Genomic DNA, 16980 nt, shown 5'->3' with positions numbered 1-16980 from the left:
GCGGATCGCCCCACTGCGGCTCCACTCACCACTGGTGGGCGACGTCCAGCACGATGCGGCTGTGTGTGCCGGGGCCGGCGAGCGTGAACGTGCGGAACGGCAACCGAGCCCGTACGCCGACCGCGAAGGTGCTGTAGCCCTCGAAACTGCCGCCGAAGACGACGTCGCGCAGCGTTGAACAGCGCAGCAGGTTCGCGACGTGCTCGCCGACCGCGTAGGGCACGGTGCCCTGGTGTTCGGCGTCGTACGCCGGGGCCCGCAGCGAGACCCGCAGCAGCGCGTCCCCGGCGGTGTACGGCGACAGCGCCAGCCCCTCGCCCTCGGTCCACGTCTCGCCGTAGCCGACCGCGTAACCGTCGACCGGTCCGGCGAACTCGAAGACCACCCGGTCGTAGCAGTCGTGCTGCCCGGTCCGTACGGCGACCAGCGGGGCGTCGCTCAGCGTGCCGGCCGACTTGTCCGCGCTGCCCCAGGTGATCCCGCAGGACGCCGACCCGGTCGTGGTGCCCGCCGCGGTGCTGCTGCCCGCGCTGGCGACCAGACCGGCGAGGACGACCGCCAACGCGGTAAGTGTGCTCCTGATCCTCATGGTGCTCTCTCCGCTCGATGCCGGGGTCACGTCGCGGCAGCGTTGCCGGTGACCCTCTGCCGTCACGGTCGCCCGCCCGCGGCACGCGAGCTTCGCCGCGGCGTAACCGCTGGGTAACAGTGGCCGGCGGCCGTCGGTCGCCGGCCGACCGCGGGGGAGTGCGTGCCCCTGCTCCGACCCGAGGTCGGGAAAGGCCCCGACCCGACGTGGCGGTGTCACCCACGCCGTCCCACAACGCGGTACTGTGCCTGGCAGTCGACACATTCGAGGTGGACCCGTGCCTACCGTCGTCGTCCTCGCGCTGACCCTCGCCCTCGCGCCCGCGCCGTCCCCGTCGGCCACTTCGGGCCCGGTCGGCGACATCCTCGGTGGCGTCGGCCGGGTTGTCGGCGATCTGCTCGGCGGCCAGGGTGCGCCGAGTGCGACGCCGACGCCGAGCGTCAACCCCACCGCGACGTCCGCGCCGACCCGGCCACCAGCGACCGGCCAGCCCAGCCCGACCGCGCCCGGTGCGACCGCCGCGCCCGCCGGGTCGTCGGCCGGGGTCCGGGCTCCGGCCGCCCCCGGCCGCCCGGCCGGAGGCTCCGGCGCCGACGCCCACGAGGTCGCCGTGCCCGTGCGCACCGTCGACACCCCGGCGCCCGAGGTCCCGCCGGCGCTCGCCAACCCCGCCCGCGGTGGCTGGCCGCCGGTGTCCTACCTGCTGGTCGCGGCCGTCCTGGCGGTGCTGGCACTGCTGCTCCTGCGTCGCCGCGCGCCCGACTTCTCCGCCGCTCCCGCGCCGGATCCCGCTCCCGCGCCGGATCCGGACCCGGGGCCGGATCCCGACCCCGGGCCGGACAATGTCCGCCGCCTGCCGACCAGCCTCAACGCCATCTACGAGCTGGGTCGGCTGGACGAGCGGCTCGAGCAGGAACGCCGCCCCCGCACCTGACGGACGGCCTCCCGGTCGTCGGGGTCAGTGCGCCGCGTAGGCGCCCTCGCGCCGTGGGATCTCGTCGTCGTACGCCCCGACCGGTCCGCGGTAGCGGGTCGTGCCGTTCGGGTACGGCCAGGCCCCGGCGCGGCACCCGTGCAGGCCCAGCGTCTGCTGCTGCATCACCGGCGCCGGCCGGCCCCGCCCCGGGCAGCGCTCGTGACCGAACCCGAGTTTGTGCCCCACCTCGTGGTTGACCATGTACTGCCGATAGGTGGCCAGGCTCGCGCCGTAGTCCGGCACCCCCGTGACCCAGCGCGCCACGTTGAGGACCACCCGGGCGCCGTTGCGGCACGACGTGTAGCCGTCCGGCACGTCCTGGCAGAGGGTGTCGCGGGTGCCCGGGGTCGCCAGGTAGATCGTGAAGTCGGTGGGTTCGTTCGCGCCGACCCGGCGCAGCCGCCACGTCCCGTCCGCCGTCCACCCGCGAGGGTCGTTCAACGTCGCGGAGATCGCCGTGGCGATGTCGCCCACCCGCAGGCCCCGGATGTCGCGCTCCACGGCGACCCGGTAGCGCAGCAACCCGCCGGTGCTCCCGCCGCCACCCGTCGTCTCGGCCGCGGCCACCGACCAGCGGTTGCTGCCGGTGGCGGGATAGCTGACCGGCACGACCGTGGGCGCCGCCGGCGCGACACCGCCGCTCCCGGCCACTCCCGCCGGACGTCCCGTCGCGACCGGTCCCGCCGAGGGCAGGCCGGCGGGGTCCGGTCCGCTCGCGGCGCCACCGGCCGGTCCCTTCCCGGCGGCGGGCAGGCCACACCCGGTGAGCAGCGCTACGACCAGCAGCAACGCCACTGGGGGCAGATACCCCCGACGGGTAGCCTTCGTCGACATGTCTCTCTCCCCTCGCGTGCCGGTCCGCGGCGACGCGGGAGAGAAGACGGGTGAGCCCGGCAAAAGGTTGACGTCGCGAGGACTCAACCTTCGCGGAGCCTCGCCCGTCTGAAAGGGTGTGGCACGGGGGAGGGTTCGCGGTGGCGCGGGGTGACGCGGAGTTCGTCGAGTTCGCGCGGGCGGCGTCCGCGCGACTGGTGCACGCCGCGTTCCTGATGACCGGCGACCACCACCAGGCCGAGGACGCCGCGCAGACCGCGCTGGTGCGCACCTACGCGTCGTGGTCGCGAATCCACGACGACGACGCCTACGGGTACGCCCGTCGCACCCTCGTCAACCACCTGGTGGATCGGTGGCGGCGGCCGATGCGGGAGTACCCCACCGAGGAGGTGCCGGAACAGCGGCGTGGCGACGTGGCCGACGACGTGGCCACCCGGCGCTGGTTGGTCACCATCCTCGGCGCGCTCAGCCCTCGGGAGCGGGCCATCGTCGTGCTGCGCTACTACTTCGACCTGCCGGAGGCGCAGGTGGCCCGGGAACTCGCCGTATCCGTAGGCACCGTCAAGAGCACCAGCTCGCGAGCCCTGGAGAAGCTGCGCACGGCCGCGCCGCGCACGGCCGACGAGGAGGCCCGCCGATGAGCGAGCTGGACCGGCTCCGCCACGCCATGCGGGCGACCGAGCGCCCCGACGCCACGCTCGATCTGGCCACCGTCATGCGTGCGGGACGGCGGCTGCGGATCCGTCGGCGGGTCGCCGGGGGCGCGGCGGCGACGGTCGTGGCGGGGCTGGTCGCTGTCACCGTGGTGGCGGTCGGCGGGCCCGGGCCGACCGGTCCGGCGCCGACCGGTCCCGCACCGCCGGTCGCCGTCGCTCCGCCCTCGGCCGCTGCCACGGCATCGGCCGCGGCGTCGGCGTCGGGGGAGCCCACACCACCGCAGACGGTGGCCCCCGGGGTGCCAGGTCCGAAACCCCTGGGCAAGCTGATCGACACGGGGGTGCGGCACGGCGCCGACTGGCGGGTCTACTACGTCGTCGCGGTGTCGGTGCCCGGCGAGCCCAAGGTGACCATCGGGTTGGCCGCCGGTCGTCGCGCCCCCGACGGCACGTTGAGCACGGACATCCTGGTCAACGACGTCGAGGGCGCCGACCGCAGCCCCGGGTTCCACCAGATCGGCTACGACGAGCGCTCGTCGGCCGTGCCGGTGCCCACCTTCGGCTACTTCGTCGGCCCCGCCGAGCGGATCATCGGCACGGTGGCCGGTCGGCAGGTCGATGCCCGGGTGGCGCGCTGGAGCATCGACAAGCAGGTGGTGATCTTCTGGTTCGACCCGGCCACGCTGACGCCGGGGGAGCGCCTGGACGGCATCGTCGCCCGTGACCGCGGGGGCCGTCGGCTCTGAGGCGCTGGCGGTGACTCAGGCCGGGTCGGTCAGCCGGCGCTCGATGGTCACCGTCGTCCCCTCGCCGGTGGAGACCAGTCGTACGTCGCCGTAGGCGTTCATCAACAGTGCGCCCCGGCCCCGGTCCATGGCCGGCCGACGGTCCCTCCAGGTGCCGAAGTCGCGTACCGAGATCCGGACCCGGTCGGCACCCACCTGGAGCCGGACCCGCACCTCGGGGCGGCTGGGTCGTTGTGCGTGCTCGACGGCGTTGTTCATCGCCTCGGACGCGGCGAGCAGCAGATCCTGCAACACGTCCGTGTGGACGTCCAGCTCGTCCAACGCCAGCCGGACGTCCTGGCGCATGGCGGCCGCCGAGGTGGGCACGGACGGGTACGTCCACTCCGCGGCCAGGATGTCGCCGAGCCCGCCGTCGGCCGTGCCGACCACGGACCCGCCGGCCGGTTCTCCGTGGGCTGGTTCGGCGTTGGCCGGTTCCCCGCCGGCTGGTTCGGCGTTGGCCGGTTCGTCGTAGGCCGGTTCGGCGGCGGCGCTCTCGACGGGTGCGCTCTCGGCGGGCTCCGCCACCGGCGGAGCGGGCGCGACGGCGGTGGCCCCGGCGGGTCGCGTCGACCTCGGGGCGTCGGCCGCGCTCAGGCTGTCGTCGGCGGTCCGCGCGGTGGCGTCGTCGCCGGACGGGTCGGTGCGGGCGCGGCGGATGGCAGCCCGGACGCGGGCGATCAGCTCCGCGGCGGCGAACGGCTTCACCAGGTAGTCGTCGGCGCCGAGGCTCAGGCCCACCACGCTGGCCTCCTCGCCGGCCCGGGCGGAGAGCACCAGCACCGGCAGCGCCCGGGTCGCCGGGTCGGCGCGTAGTCGGCGTACCAGGTCGAAGCCGTCCAGCACCGGCATCATCACGTCGGTGAGCACGAGGTCCGGCGGGTCCCGGTGGATCGCGTCGAGGGCCTGCCGACCGTCGGTGACCGACCGCACCCGCCAGCCCTGACCGGCGAGCAGCCGACTCAGGTACGCGCGCATGTCGCTGTTGTCGTCGGCCACCAGGATCCGGGCGCCGGCCAACTCGTCGGCGGCCGGGCCGGGCGCCGCGGCGGGCTCGACGATGCTGCCGGCCGGGTCGGTCAGCCAGCCCACCGCTTCTGAAACGGCGGCGCGGGCCACGTCGCCCCGCCCGTTGAGTGCCGGCCCGGTCGTCACCGCGCGCCGCGCCGCCGACCACGGCAGGGCCACGGTGAAGGCGGTGCCGGCACCCACCTGGCTGGTCACCCGGACCTCGCCGCCCTCCAGCCGGGTCAGCTCGTGAACCAGGGCCAGGCCGATGCCGGTGCCCTCGTGGCTGCGCGAGCGCGCGCCCTGCACCCGGTGGAAGCGCTCGAAGAGCTTCGGCAGGTCCGCCTCGGCGATGCCGATTCCGGTGTCGGCGACGGTGAGGCGTACCTCGTCGTGGTCGGCGTCCACGGCGATCCGGATCCGGCCGATGAACGTGTACTTCAGGGCGTTGGACAGCAGATTGGTGACGATGCGTTCCCAGTTGACCGGGTCGACGGTGACCGGCCGGGGCAGCGGCGGGCAGTCGACCTCCAGAGCCAGGCCGGCCCGTTCGACGGCGGCCCGGAAGACGCTTGCCAGCTCCGCGGTGAGCGCGGCGAGGTCGACCTCGCGGGCGTCGCTGCGAGCCCGGCCGGCCTCCAGGCTGGAGAAGGTGAGCAGGCTGTTGACCAGGGTCAACAGCCGGGTGGCATTGCGCCAGGCGGTCTCCACCCGCTCCCTTTGCCCGGGTGCCAGCGGCGCGGCGGTGTCGGCGAGCGCGTCGGCGAGCGGCCCGAGCATGAGGGTCAGCGGCGTACGGAACTCGTGGCTGACGTTGGTGAAGAAGGTGGTCTTCACCCGGTCCAGCTCGGCCAGCGTCTCGGCCCGGCGCCGCTCCTGCTCGTACTCCTTCGCGTTGCGTACCGCAATGGAGACCTGTTGGGTCAGCAGTTGGTAGAAGGAGCGGTACGCCTCGTCCAGCTTCCGGTTGGGGCTGACGCCGGCCAGCAGGACGCCGAGCGGCTGGTCATCGGCGGCCGAGGGCAGCGGCAGTGCCAGCGCGGTGCGAGTGGCATCGCCCCACGGGCCGGCGGGCAGGGGCAGTCGATCCGCGACGCCCGTCACGTCGGTGGGCCGACCCTGCGCGGCGTCCGGGAGCGCCCAGGCGCGGGCCGCCGGGCTCGGGTCGGCCAGGTCGACGACGTCCGGCAGCGCCCCGGCCACCGTGGGGTGACCCGCGTCACCGCCCGCGCAGGCCGTCCGGCGCAGCACCGCGCCGTCGCGCAGGTAGATCGCGGCGAACGGCACGTCCAGTGGGTGGTCGCCGATCGCGTCGATCAGCCGGGCGCAGGTGGCCTCGACGTCGACGGTGCGCCCGTCGCCGCGCAGGCTCAGGTCGCGCAGCAGTCGCAGTCGCCGTTCGCCGACGACCTGCTCGGTGACCTCGCTGCACACCGTCAGCACACCGACGGTGCGGCCGTCGTCGTCGCGGGCGGGGGCGTGCGAGACGCTGAAGTACGCCTCCTCGCGGTAGCCGGCGCGCTCCAGCAGGAGTTGCAGAGCGGGCACCCAACTGGCCACCCCGGTCGCCATGGCCTGCTGGATCAGGGGCGCGAGGACGTCCCAGCCCTCGGCCAGGGTCACCCGCACGTCGTCGCCGAGCGCGGCGGGGTGCTTGTCGCCGATCAGGGCGGAGTACGCGTCGTTGTAGAGCTGGGAGAGGCGGTCGCCCCAGAGCAGGAGCATGGGGTAACGGGAGGAGAGCACCACCCGCACGGCGGCACGCAGGCTCTGCGGCCAGCTCGACACCGCGCCCAGCGGGGTGTCGGCCCAGTTCAGCTCGGCCATCAGCCGTCCGGTGTCACCGCCATCGTCGAACAGGTCGGTGCGGGGTCGTGTCACGCTCGACCCGGCCTCATCGCTAAGCCCCCCGTTCCGGGCCCGACGACCCCGCTGGCGTTACCTACCCATCCTGGCACCTCTACTCACCTGTGCCGACGTCGGTACCCATCGTCGAACCGGTGGCGGTTCGGGACGAACGTCCGATGCCGACGACATAGATCTCTGTAAGTGTCTCGGTTATCTCTCCAACCCCCGAGGAGCCCCCATGAGAGGCAGAACGCTGAGCGCGGGAATCGCGCTCACCGTGTTCACCGGGATGACGGTGACGCTGGCCGCCCAGCCGGTGACCGCGTCACCCTCCGCCCCGACGACAGCGGCCCGGCCGATCGCCGCGTCCGCCGCCGTCCTGGCGGCGCCGGACATCTCCGTCACCAACGTCCAGGCGCACCTGACCCAGCTCAACTCCATCGCCAGCAGCAACGGCGGCAACCGGCGGGCCGGCTCGGCCGGCTACACCGCCTCGGTCAGCTACGTGAAGAGCAAGCTCCAGGCCGCCGGCTACACCGTCAGCGAGCAGACCTGCTCCAGCTGCACGTACCCCTCGAACAACCTCATCGCCGAGTGGCCCGGCGGCCCGGCCGACCAGGTGGTGATGTTCGGCGCCCACCTCGACAGCGTCTCGGCCGGCCCGGGCATCAACGACAACGGCTCCGGCTCGGCCACCCTGCTGGAGAACGCGCTGGTCCTCGCCGCGCAGAACCCGACCATGACGAAGAAGGTCCGGTTCGCCTGGTGGACCGACGAGGAGCAGGGCCTGAACGGCTCCCGGTTCTACGTGAACTCGCTCAGCGCCACCCAGCGCGGCTACATCAAGGGCTACTACAACTTCGACATGGTCGGCTCGACCAACGGTGGCTACTTCATCAACCGGGTCACCTCCACGACGGCGGCGCCGCTGAAGGCGTACTGGGACTCGCTGGGGCTGCAACCGGAGGAGAACGTCGAGGGTCAGGGCCGCTCCGACGACTACTACTTCCAGCAGGCCGGCATCCCCACCTCCGGCTACGCCGCGGGCGCGAGCGCCCGTAAGACGAGCACCCAGGCGGCCAAGTGGGGCGGCACGGCCAACGCCGCCTACGACTCGTGCTACCACCGTTCCTGCGACACCACCGCCAACGTCAGCGCCACGGTGCTGAACCGGGCCGCGGACGGCGTCGCGTACGCGCTGTGGCAGCTCGCCGTGGGCGGCGGCACCCCGACCAACGACTTCTCGATCTCGGTCAGCCCGACCGCGCTCACCGTCGCCCGGGGCGCCAGCGCCACCGCCACGGTCGGCACCGCGACCACCGCCGGCTCCGCGCAGACGGTCAGCCTCACCGCGTCCGGGGCGCCCAGCGGGGTGAGCGTCTCCTTCAGCCCGTCGTCGGTGACCTCCGGCGGGTCGGCCACGCTGACCCTGACCGCGTCGGCCAGCGCCGCCACGGGCACCGTCACCGTCACGGTCACCGGCACCGGGTCGGTGACCCGGACGGCCAGTCTCACCCTCACGGTGACCGGCACCGGCGGCTGCGCCGGCGGGCAGGTGATCGGCAACGGTGGCTTCGAGAGCGGCAGCACGCCGTGGACCGCGTCCTCCGGCGTGATCACCAACTCCAGCAGTCAGCCGGCCCGGACCGGGTCGTACAAGGCGTGGCTCGACGGGTACGGCAGCGCTCACACCGACACCCTGTCCCAGTCGGTGACCGTGCCGGCCGGCTGCGCCAGCTACACGCTGTCGTTCTGGCTGCACGTCGACACCGCCGAGACCACCACCTCCACGGCGTACGACAAGCTGACCGTGCAGGTGGGCTCGACCACGCTGGCGACGTACTCGAACCTGAACGCCGCCAGCGGCTACGTGCAGCGCACGTTCAACGTGGCCGGGTTCGCCGGGCAGACGGTGACCCTGAAGTTCACCGGCACCGAGGACTCGTCGCTGCAGACCAGCTTCGTGATCGACGACGTGACGTTGCAGGCCAGCTGAGGGCGTACCCGTCGAAGGGGGCCGCCGCCGGGATGATCCGGCGGCGGCCCGTCGCGTCCTGGCTCAGGGGAGCTGCGGGTAGAGCGCGGCGACCCCGCCGGCGAGCCCGGCCTGCACCTGCCGGCTGATCTCGTCGGTGACGATCTCGTACGCGTCGGCCTCGATGCCATCGATGCCGATCCGGGCGATCGCCGCCGGGTCGGACTTCGGGGCGGTGACCCCGGCGGTCATCTCGGTGTCCATGTAGCCGACGTGCAGGCCGGCGACCCGGACGCCCCGCTCGGCGAGCTGCACGCGCAGGGCGTTGGTCATCGCCCACTCGGCCGACTTCGCGGCGCCGTACGCCCCGGCGTTGGGGAAGTTGACCCAGGACAGCACGGAGAGCACGTTGAGGATCGTCCCGCCGCCGTTGCCGGTGATGACCGGCGTGAACGCCCGGACCACCGACAGGGTGCCGAGGTAGTGGGTCTCCAGCTCCAGGCGGACGAGCGTGAGGTCGCCGTCGAGGAGGTCGGTTCCGGTGTCGATGCCGGCGTTGTTGATCAGCAGGTTCACGTCGCCGGCCAGCTTCGCGGCGGCGGCCACCGAATCGGGGTCGGTGATGTCCAGCCGGACCGGCGTCACGCCGGGCAGGTCGACGGAGTCGGGGTTGCGGGCGCCGGCGTAGACGGTCGCGCCCCGGGCGACGAGTTCGGCGGCGAGGTGGCGGCCGAAGCCCCGGTTGGCGCCGGTGACGAGGGCGGTGCTTCCAGCGATCTTCATGGGGGTGCTCCAGGTTCGTGGCTGGCCGAGATGGCGCGAGGTCGATTGCTGACCGGAACGCTATCCGGCTGACTTCTGCTGAGCAAAGTCAGCTATGTCACCGCGCGCACCCCGCGGATCGGGAATACGACCCGGACGCGGGCACGACCGCGGCGGTGACGACTCGTATCCTTTGCGCGAACCTCCGCACGAGCCGAGAAGGGAGACGGTGTGAGCAACCAGGCCGAGACGTTGGAGTTCCAGGCCGAGGCGCGTCAGCTCCTCCAGCTGGTGGTCCACTCGATCTACTCGAACAAGGACGTCTTCCTGCGGGAACTCATCTCGAACGCGTCCGACGCCCTGGACAAGCTGCGGCTGGCGACGCTCGTCGACAAGGATCTCGTCGCCGACATCGACGACCTGCACGTCGCCATCGAGGTCGACCGGGACGCCCGCACGCTTACCGTGCGGGACAACGGCATCGGGATGACCCGCGACGAGGTGGTCCGGCTGATCGGCACGATCGCCAAGTCGGGCACCGCCGAGCTGCTGCGCCAGCTGCGCGAAGCCTCCGACGCCCACGCCTCGCAGGACCTCATCGGCCAGTTCGGCGTCGGCTTCTACGCCGCGTTCATGGTCGCCGACCGGGTCACCCTGCTGACCCGCAAGGCCGGCGAGACCGGCGGCACCCGCTGGGAGTCCACCGGCGAGGGCACGTACTCGATCGAGGCGGTCGACGAGGCGCCGCAGGGCACCACGGTGACCCTGCACCTCAAGCCGGCCGACACCGAGGACAACCTGCACGACTACACCGCCGAGTGGACCATCCGCGAGATCGTCAAGCGGTACTCCGACTTCATCGCGTGGCCGATCCGGATGACCGTCGAGCGTCCCGGCGCCGAGGGTGAGCCGGCCACCAGCGAGGTGCAGACCCTCAACTCCATGAAGGCGCTCTGGGCGCGTCCCCGCGACGAGGTCGACGCCGCCGAGTACAACGAGTTCTACAAGCACGTCAGCCACGACTGGGCCGACCCGCTCGAGGTCGTGCACATGAAGGGCGAGGGCACCTTCGAGTACGAGGCGCTGCTGTTCCTGCCCAGTCACGCCCCGCTGGACCTCTTCTCCCCGCAGGGCCGGCGCGGCGTCCAGCTCTACGTCAAGCGCGTGTTCATCATGGACGACTGCGAGGCGTTGGTCCCCACCTACCTGCGCTTCGTCAAGGGCGTCGTCGACGCGCACGACCTGTCGCTGAACATCTCCCGCGAGATCCTCCAGCAGGACCGGCAGATCCAGATCGTCCGCCGCCGCCTGGTCCGCAAGGTCCTCGCCACGGTCAAGGACCTCAAGGCCAACCACCCCGAGCGCTACCGCACCTTCTGGACCGAGTTCGGCGCCGTGGTCAAGGAAGGGCTGATCGACGACACCGACAACCGGGACTCCCTGCTGGAGATCCTGTCGGTCGCCTCCACCCACGACGCGGCGGAGCCCACCGACCTGGCCGGCTACCTCGCGCGCATGAAGGACGGCCAGAGCGACATCTGGTACGCCACCGGCGACTCCCGCGCCACCATCGAGAACTCCCCGCACCTGGAGGCGTTCCGGGCCAAGGGCCACGAGGTGCTGCTGCTCACCGACCCGGTCGACGAGGTGTGGGTCGAGCGGGTCGGCGAGTACGACGGCCGGCCGCTGCGCTCGATCGCCAAGGGCCAGGTCGACCTGGACACCGACGAGGAGAAGCAGCAGGCCGAGGCCGAGCGCGAGCAGCAGCGGCAGGAGTTCGCCGCGCTGGTGGAGTGGCTGGGCACCACCCTCGCCGACAGCGTCCGGGAGGTCCGCCTCTCGTCGCGGCTGACCACCTCACCGGCCTGTGTGGTGGGCGACGCGCACGACCTCACGCCGACGCTGGAGAAGATGTACCGGGCGATGGGGCACGACGTCCCCTCGGCCAAGCGCATCCTGGAGATCAACCCCGGTCACCCGCTGGTCACGGGGCTGCGCAAGGCTCACGAGCAGGGCGACTCCACCGAGACCCTGACCGAGACCGCCGAGCTGCTGTACGGCCTGGCGGTGCTCGCCGAGGGCGGTGAGCTGGCCGACCCGGCCCGGTTCACCCGTACGCTCGCCGATCGGCTGGCGCGCACCCTGTAGCCGTTCGACCCCTCCGGCCGGCGGGTCGCCCGATCAGCGGGCCCCGCCGGCCGGTCCGGTTGCGTTGGCGTCCGCCAGCCGACGGCGGACCCCCTCGGCGTCCGGGTGCCCGAGTTCGTCGAGGATGCCCAGCGCCGTCCGCCAACTCCGCGCCGCTTCCGCCGGGTCGCCGACGTCGGCCAACGCCTCCGCGAGGTGCGTCAGCGTGTCCGCCTCGTAGTACCGGTCCCGGAACTCCCGGTACAGCTCAACCGCGTGCCGGTACGCGGCCACCGCCTCCGCGGGTCGTCCCGCGCGGTGCTGCGCGTAGCCGAGGGTGTCCCAGGTGGGCGCCTGGCCCTGCCGGTCGTCGAACTCGCGCAGCAGCTCCAGCGCCTGCTGGCACGCCTCCACCGCGGCGTCGTGCGCGCCGAGCTGGGCCCGATACCAGCCGACCGCGTTCAACGCCATCGCCTGCCCGTAGCGGTGGCCCGCCTCGCGGTACAGCGCCAACGCCGCCTCGGCATGCTCGACCACCTCGGCACGCCGGCCCTCGCGGTCGGCCACCTCGGCGAGGTCGAGGCAGGTGTGCCCCTGGTTGGCCGGGTCGCCCAGCTCGCGGAACAGTTCCAGCGCCCGCTGGAGCTGACCGGGCGCCTCGTCGAGCCGACCCAGGCGGGCGTGCGCCCGGGCCAGGCTGCGGTGCGCGTGCGCCTGCCCGGCCACCTCGCCGCCGCGCCGCGCCGCCGCCAGCGCCGTACGCTGCACCGCCAACTGGTCGTGCCAGCCGCCCTGCCGGTCCAGGAAACTGGTCAGGCTCCAGGCCAGCTGCCAGGCGTGTCGGTCGAACCCGCTGGCGGAGCATCGTTCGACAAGCGCGATCAGCACGTCGCGCTCGCGCGTGAACCAGGCCACCGCCTCGTCATGGTCGCCGAACTTCTCCGGCCGGACGCCGGCGACGGCCGGGGCGAGGGTGATCGGATCCCAGTGCGGGTGCAGCAGCACGGCGGCGCCGTGCGCGCTGTGCAGGTAGTGGTCGAAGAGCCGGCCGCGCGCCTCGGCCCGGTCGCCGGCCGGATCGTGTTCGGCGGACAGTTCGGCCGCGAAGGCCCGCAACAGGTCGTGCATCGCGTACCGGTCCGGGCCGCGCTCCAACACCAGATGCGCGTCGGCCAGCTCGGCGAACGCCGCCCGGACGGCCCGTCGACCGCCGCCGGCGAGACTGACCGCGGCCGCCGTACTCACCGTCACGTCCGTACTTCCCCCGACCAGCCGGAACAGCCGCGCGGTCGACGCCGACAACAGCCGGTACGACCAGGACAGCGCCCCCCGCACACTGCTCTCGTGCTCTCCGGTGTCCAGTCCGTCCAGCCGGCCGTCGGCCCGGAGCTGCGCGCCCAACTCGGTCAGGGGCAGCTGGGGCCGGACCACCGCCCGGGCCGCCACCACGACCAGGGCCAGTGGCAGCCGGTCGCAGAGTCGGACCAGCTCGTCGACGGCGGCCCGCTCGACCCTCGCCCGCGCCCCGATCCGCGCGTAGAGCAGGGCCTGCGCGTCCTCGGCGGTGAGCAGATCCAGCACGACCGCCTCGGCGCCCTCGGTGGCCACCAGCCCGGTGAGCCGATCCCGGCTGGTCACCAGCACCAGGCAGCCGGCGGCGCCCGGCAGCAGCGGCCGGACCTGCGCCGCGTCCCGGGCGTTGTCGAGCAGCACCAGCATCCGCCGACCGGCGAGCAGACTCCGGTACAGCGCGGTCTGTGCCTGCTCATCCGCCGGCACCTCCCGCGGCGGCACCCCGAGCGCGGCCAGGAAACCCCGGACCACCTGCTCCGGGCTGCGCACCACACCGCTGTGGCTGTAGCCCTGCAGGTTGGCGTAGAGCTGCCCGTCGGGGAAGTGTCCGGCGGCCCGGTGCGCCCAGTGCACGGCGAGCGCCGTCTTGCCCACCCCGCCCGCCCCGGAGAGCACCGCCAGCGGGACCGCCCCGGGTTGCGCCTCGGCGGACGCCCGCAGCGCGTCCAGACGAGCCAGCTCCGGACCGCGCCCGGCGAAACCCCGGACATCCGACGGCAACTGCGCCGGGATCGGGCGCTCCGGGTGCGGCCTGGCGACCGGGCCCGCGGCGGCGGGGGCGGGGGACGGTCCCGGAGTGGGCACGGTGATCTCACCGCGCAGGATGGCCTGGTGCAGCTGGCGGAGCTCGACGCCCGGGTCCGCGCCGAGCGCGTCGGCGAGCCGGTCCCGCAGCCGGGCGTAGTACGCCAGCGCCTGTGCGCCGCGACCGGCCGCGGCCAGCGCGTGCAGCAGCACGGCGGCGACCGGTTCGTCCAGGGGGTGGTCGTCGGCGAGCCGGGTCAGCGGGTCGATGACCGCTTCCGGCTCGCCCCGCCGCAGCAGGCCGCGCGCCCACTGCACGGCGGTGTCGGTGTGCCGGCGGTGCCAGTCCTGCCGGACCCGGGCCGCCCACTCGCCGGGCAGCCCGGCCAGCGGCTCGCCGCGCCACAGCTCCAGCGCCCGGCGCAACAGCTCCACCCGCTCGGGGTCGTCGTCGACCAGCCCATCGGCCCGGTGCCGCAGCACGTCGAAGTGCGGGCCGTCCACTGTCTCCGGTGGTTGGTCCAGCAGGTACCCGCCGGAGCGTCGTACCAGCGCGTCCGGTGCGCCCGCGTCGGCCAGCACGCGGCGGAGCCGGGCGAGGTAGACGTGCAGGTTGTGGCGAACCCTGGGCGGTGGCGTGTCGCCCCAGACCCGGTCCACCAGCGACTCCACATGGACCGGTCGGCCGACGTCGACCGCCAGCGCGGCCAGGACGGCGCGCTGGCGGGCTGCTCCGGCGTCGACCAGGCGGCCGTCCGCCCAGACCTCGACCGGCCCGAGGACCCGAATCTCCATGAACCGCCGCTCGCCGCATCGCCAGTCGGACAATCCGCCGACGGACGGCCGGATTGAGGTTCCGGCAGGAATTCGTCGACCTGCCGCGCAGATCATCGTTGGCACAGCGGCATCAATCAATGCGATGTCGGCAATTCGACTCACGGCCTGTTCCGGTCGTGACGACACCGGAGGTCACCATCGTGCGAAGTGCTCTGCGAAGGTTCACGTCCGCCCTGCTCGGCGTGGTTGCCGTGGGCGCCGCGCTCGGCGTCGCCCCGAGCCCTGCCCAGGCCAACTACGCCTGCCCCTCGGGTCTGCTCTGCCTGTACGCCGGGACCAACTTCAGCGGGGACATCTTCCTGCTCGACGGGCCGTACAACGGCTGCAACGACGTCGGGCTGCCCTCGTACTTCCGCAACAGGACCCAGTCGATCATCAACAACCGGCCGTCGGGCACCGTCTCCACCTTCTGGGACAACGCCAACGCCACCGGCCTGCTCGGCTACCAGCACGCCTACGGCTACCGGGCGAACCTGGCGTACGACTCGGCCGCGATCGGGGGGAACTGGAACCAGCGGATCGAGGCGGTCCGGGTCTGCTGATCCGCGGACCGAAGCGGGCAGGGGGGTGCACGACGGCGCCGGTCGGAATTCCACGGGGGACTCCGACCGGCGCCGTCACGCGGCTCAGCCCGGGTAGTAGCAGACGTTCGGGATGACCGGGCCGCCGTTGACCCCGAAGATCGCGAAGCCCATGTACGCCCGGGTCTGCGGGCCGTACTCGCCGTCCTCGGCGATGTTCGCGTACACGATGTCTTCGTTGATCTTGTGTTGGGCGTACCGGACGGCGTCGCGGGTCTTCGGGCCGTAGTTGCCGTCGAGGCTCAGTGAGCGCGAGTAGCAGTTGTTCAGCGCCTCTTGAAGCACCAGCACCGCCGAGCCCGAGTGGCCGTAGGTGAGATAGCACTGTTTGTTCCCGGTCTGCCAACCGATGGTCGGCACGTGCATGTCCGCGCCGCCCGGATAGCCGCCGACCCGGTAGAAGGTCAGGCTGGTGCAGGGGCTGGACGCGTGCGCGGCGGTCGGTGCGAGCAGGGTCAGGCCGGCGCTGGCCAGGACGGTCACGAGGGTGGCGGCGGCGCTGCGGCGGCCGATGCGGCTCCGGTGGATCGGCATGCTCTCCTCCTGGGAAGGTTGCCGGGGTCGACCCGGTGTGCTTCCGAGCATCGCGGCCGTCGATCTATGGTTTCCTGCCCGAACGTCAATTCCCAGGAGCGCCGATGCCCGTCGACGCCGTGATCTTCAGCGGGCAGGGACCGCACGCCGAGCTGGCGTGCCACGATCGGCGCCTCCTGGGAGCACGGCCGCTCCCACCACCCGCCGATCGGCCCGTTCCTCACCTCGAACTGCTCCGTCGCACCGGCGCCTGGCTGCGTACGGGCGGTGACATCCGGGCCTGATCGGAATCGGTCCATGATGGTCGGTGCACAGCCGCGCGTGGTCCGCAACCGCTGGCAGAGGCGCCGCGCGTGCGCCGGTGAACAAGTTCACAAGCGTTGGGCGAGGGTCACCGACCGTGCCTACCGTCGATCGAGTCCACCACCGTGGACACCACGACCGGCAACGCCAAATCCTGCCCCCGGTCGTCGGATACCAGAACCCCGGGCAGGAGCGGGGGACCCACGTTCCTCGGTGCATGTCACCTCGGGGTGAAGCCGCCACCGCGCGGCCGGGCTCCTCGGCCCGAACCCGACAGCTCACCTCGCCGGCGTGGAGGAACCACACATGACGTCTGTCCACACGCCCCGTCATCGACGGGTCACCACCCGCCGCGTCGCCGTCGGCACCCTGGCCGTCGGCGCGATCACCGGCGCCGTCGCCCTCTTCGGCCCCGCGGCCCCGGCCCAGGCCGGTGTCAACTGGGACGCGATCGCCAAGTGCGAGTCCGGCGGCAACTGGAAGATCAACACCGGTAACGGCTACTACGGCGGGTTGCAGTTCTCCCAGGGCACCTGGGCCGGCTACGGCGGCAAGAAGTACGCCGCCCGTGCCGACCTGGCCAGCCGCGGCGAGCAGATCGCCATCGCCGAGAAGGTGCTCGACGGGCAGGGCATCGGCGCGTGGCCGACCTGCGGCCGCAAGGGCGGCTCGTCGGGCGGCTCCGCCACGAAGTCCTCGACGAAGTCGACCGCGAAGTCGTCGAAGTCCACCGCCCCGAAGGACCGGTCCACCGCCGGGAAGGACCGGTCCACCGCCCCGAAGGAGCGGTCGTCGCGCGGCGACCAGCCGGCGACCCGCAACCACGAGCGCACCGCCCCGGCGGCCAGCGGCGACACGTATGTGGTCAACCCGGGGGACACCCTGTCGGAGATCGCCGACAGCCACCGCCAGGCCGGCGGCTGGCAGGCCCTGTACGAGCGCAACCGGCAGCTGATCGGCGCCGACCCGGGTCTGATCCTCCCGGGCCAGCGGCTCAGCCTGTAAGAGCACCAGCAGCGGGGGGGGGGGGGGGGGCGGGGGCGGGGGGGGGGGGGGCCGGGCGGGGGC

Annotated in this window: 13 protein-coding genes and 1 riboswitch; of the genes, 7 read left to right on the top strand and 6 right to left on the bottom strand. The window is 73.1% G+C overall.

Going from position 1 to position 16980, the window contains the following annotated elements; all coding sequences use genetic code 11:
• Positions 1 to 25: 25 nt before the first annotated feature.
• The gene (locus tag ACFYPH_RS17085) at positions 26 to 589 is read right to left on the bottom strand and encodes a hypothetical protein (protein WP_387182706.1); all 564 of its coding nucleotides are present in this window, start codon (positions 587 to 589) and stop codon (positions 26 to 28) included.
• A 277-nt stretch (positions 590 to 866) separates the two neighbouring features.
• Between ACFYPH_RS17085 and ACFYPH_RS17080 the strand changes: the two genes are divergently transcribed.
• Positions 867 to 1523 carry a hypothetical protein gene (locus tag ACFYPH_RS17080; RefSeq protein ID WP_387182703.1) on the top strand — a complete coding sequence of 219 codons (657 nt, stop codon included), beginning with the start codon at positions 867 to 869 and terminating at the stop codon, positions 1521 to 1523.
• A 24-nt stretch (positions 1524 to 1547) separates the two neighbouring features.
• On the opposite strand, the gene ACFYPH_RS17075 is transcribed toward ACFYPH_RS17080, so the two are convergent.
• A complete protein-coding gene (locus ACFYPH_RS17075) occupies positions 1548 to 2399 on the bottom strand; it encodes a DUF3152 domain-containing protein (protein WP_363939652.1) in 852 nt (283 codons plus the stop codon).
• Positions 2400 to 2539: 140 nt separating this feature from the next.
• On the opposite strand from ACFYPH_RS17075, the gene ACFYPH_RS17070 reads away from it, so the two are divergent.
• Both ACFYPH_RS17070 and ACFYPH_RS17065 read left to right on the top strand, forming a co-directional pair.
• Entirely contained in the window at positions 2540 to 3040 is a 501-nt protein-coding gene (locus tag ACFYPH_RS17070) for a SigE family RNA polymerase sigma factor (protein WP_354862204.1), read from the top strand.
• Positions 3037 to 3801 carry a hypothetical protein gene (locus ACFYPH_RS17065; protein ID WP_354862205.1) on the top strand — a complete coding sequence of 255 codons (765 nt, stop codon included), beginning with the start codon at positions 3037 to 3039 and terminating at the stop codon, positions 3799 to 3801. The genes ACFYPH_RS17070 and ACFYPH_RS17065 overlap by 4 nt, the downstream gene beginning before the upstream one ends.
• A 15-nt stretch (positions 3802 to 3816) precedes the next feature.
• Here the strand turns inward: ACFYPH_RS17065 and ACFYPH_RS17060 are convergent, their stop codons facing one another.
• A complete protein-coding gene (locus ACFYPH_RS17060; protein ID WP_387182699.1) occupies positions 3817 to 6729 on the bottom strand; it encodes an ATP-binding protein in 2913 nt (970 codons plus the stop codon).
• Between the two features lie 205 nt (positions 6730 to 6934).
• Between ACFYPH_RS17060 and ACFYPH_RS17055 the strand changes: the two genes are divergently transcribed.
• A complete protein-coding gene (locus ACFYPH_RS17055; protein WP_387182697.1) occupies positions 6935 to 8692 on the top strand; it encodes a M28 family peptidase in 1758 nt (585 codons plus the stop codon).
• A gap of 63 nt (positions 8693 to 8755) precedes the next feature.
• On the opposite strand, the gene ACFYPH_RS17050 is transcribed toward ACFYPH_RS17055, so the two are convergent.
• On the bottom strand, positions 8756 to 9454 hold the full coding sequence (locus ACFYPH_RS17050) for an SDR family oxidoreductase (protein WP_355068682.1): 699 nt from the start codon (positions 9452 to 9454) through the stop codon (positions 8756 to 8758).
• A gap of 210 nt (positions 9455 to 9664) precedes the next feature.
• Between ACFYPH_RS17050 and htpG the strand changes: the two genes are divergently transcribed.
• The gene (gene htpG, locus ACFYPH_RS17045; protein WP_387182693.1) at positions 9665 to 11581 is read left to right on the top strand and encodes a molecular chaperone HtpG; all 1917 of its coding nucleotides are present in this window, start codon (positions 9665 to 9667) and stop codon (positions 11579 to 11581) included.
• 33 nt (positions 11582 to 11614) lie between these two features.
• On the opposite strand, the gene ACFYPH_RS17040 is transcribed toward htpG, so the two are convergent.
• A complete protein-coding gene (locus ACFYPH_RS17040; protein WP_387182690.1) occupies positions 11615 to 14452 on the bottom strand; it encodes a BTAD domain-containing putative transcriptional regulator in 2838 nt (945 codons plus the stop codon).
• 182 nt (positions 14453 to 14634) lie between these two features.
• On the opposite strand from ACFYPH_RS17040, the gene ACFYPH_RS17035 reads away from it, so the two are divergent.
• Positions 14635 to 15036, top strand: coding sequence for a peptidase inhibitor family I36 protein (locus ACFYPH_RS17035; RefSeq protein ID WP_354863346.1), 402 nt, complete (start codon positions 14635 to 14637; stop codon positions 15034 to 15036).
• A gap of 84 nt (positions 15037 to 15120) precedes the next feature.
• Here the strand turns inward: ACFYPH_RS17035 and ACFYPH_RS17030 are convergent, their stop codons facing one another.
• Positions 15121 to 15609, bottom strand: coding sequence for a peptidoglycan-binding domain-containing protein (locus tag ACFYPH_RS17030; protein ID WP_354863347.1), 489 nt, complete (start codon positions 15607 to 15609; stop codon positions 15121 to 15123).
• Positions 15610 to 16074: 465 nt separating this feature from the next.
• Positions 16075 to 16219, top strand: a riboswitch (cyclic di-AMP (ydaO/yuaA leader).
• Here ACFYPH_RS17030 and ACFYPH_RS17025 point away from each other — a divergent pair.
• Positions 16219 to 16917, top strand: coding sequence for a transglycosylase family protein (locus ACFYPH_RS17025; protein WP_354863349.1), 699 nt, complete (start codon positions 16219 to 16221; stop codon positions 16915 to 16917). Its footprint overlaps the riboswitch before it by 1 nt.
• The last annotated feature ends 63 nt before the right edge of the window (positions 16918 to 16980 follow it).

This window comes from Micromonospora sp. NPDC005252, assembly GCF_042872475.1.
Lineage (GTDB): Bacteria > Actinomycetota > Actinomycetes > Mycobacteriales > Micromonosporaceae > Micromonospora.
Note: the sequence above shows the minus strand (reverse complement) of the source record. Positions and strands in the feature narration are given on the sequence as shown.

What these genes read in the sequence shown, in the direction of transcription:
- ACFYPH_RS17025 (WP_354863349.1), top strand. Translation starts at nt 16,219, where the DNA reads ATGACGTCTGTCCACACGCCCCGTCATCGACGGGTCACCACCCGCCGC.
- ACFYPH_RS17055 (WP_387182697.1), top strand. Translation starts at nt 6,935, where the DNA reads ATGAGAGGCAGAACGCTGAGCGCGGGAATCGCGCTCACCGTGTTCACC.
- ACFYPH_RS17065 (WP_354862205.1), top strand. Translation starts at nt 3,037, where the DNA reads ATGAGCGAGCTGGACCGGCTCCGCCACGCCATGCGGGCGACCGAGCGC.
- ACFYPH_RS17050 (WP_355068682.1), bottom strand. Translation starts at nt 9,454, where the DNA reads ATGAAGATCGCTGGAAGCACCGCCCTCGTCACCGGCGCCAACCGGGGC.
- ACFYPH_RS17085 (WP_387182706.1), bottom strand. Translation starts at nt 589, where the DNA reads ATGAGGATCAGGAGCACACTTACCGCGTTGGCGGTCGTCCTCGCCGGT.
- ACFYPH_RS17075 (WP_363939652.1), bottom strand. Translation starts at nt 2,399, where the DNA reads ATGTCGACGAAGGCTACCCGTCGGGGGTATCTGCCCCCAGTGGCGTTG.
- ACFYPH_RS17030 (WP_354863347.1), bottom strand. Translation starts at nt 15,609, where the DNA reads ATGCCGATCCACCGGAGCCGCATCGGCCGCCGCAGCGCCGCCGCCACC.
- ACFYPH_RS17040 (WP_387182690.1), bottom strand. Translation starts at nt 14,452, where the DNA reads ATGGAGATTCGGGTCCTCGGGCCGGTCGAGGTCTGGGCGGACGGCCGC.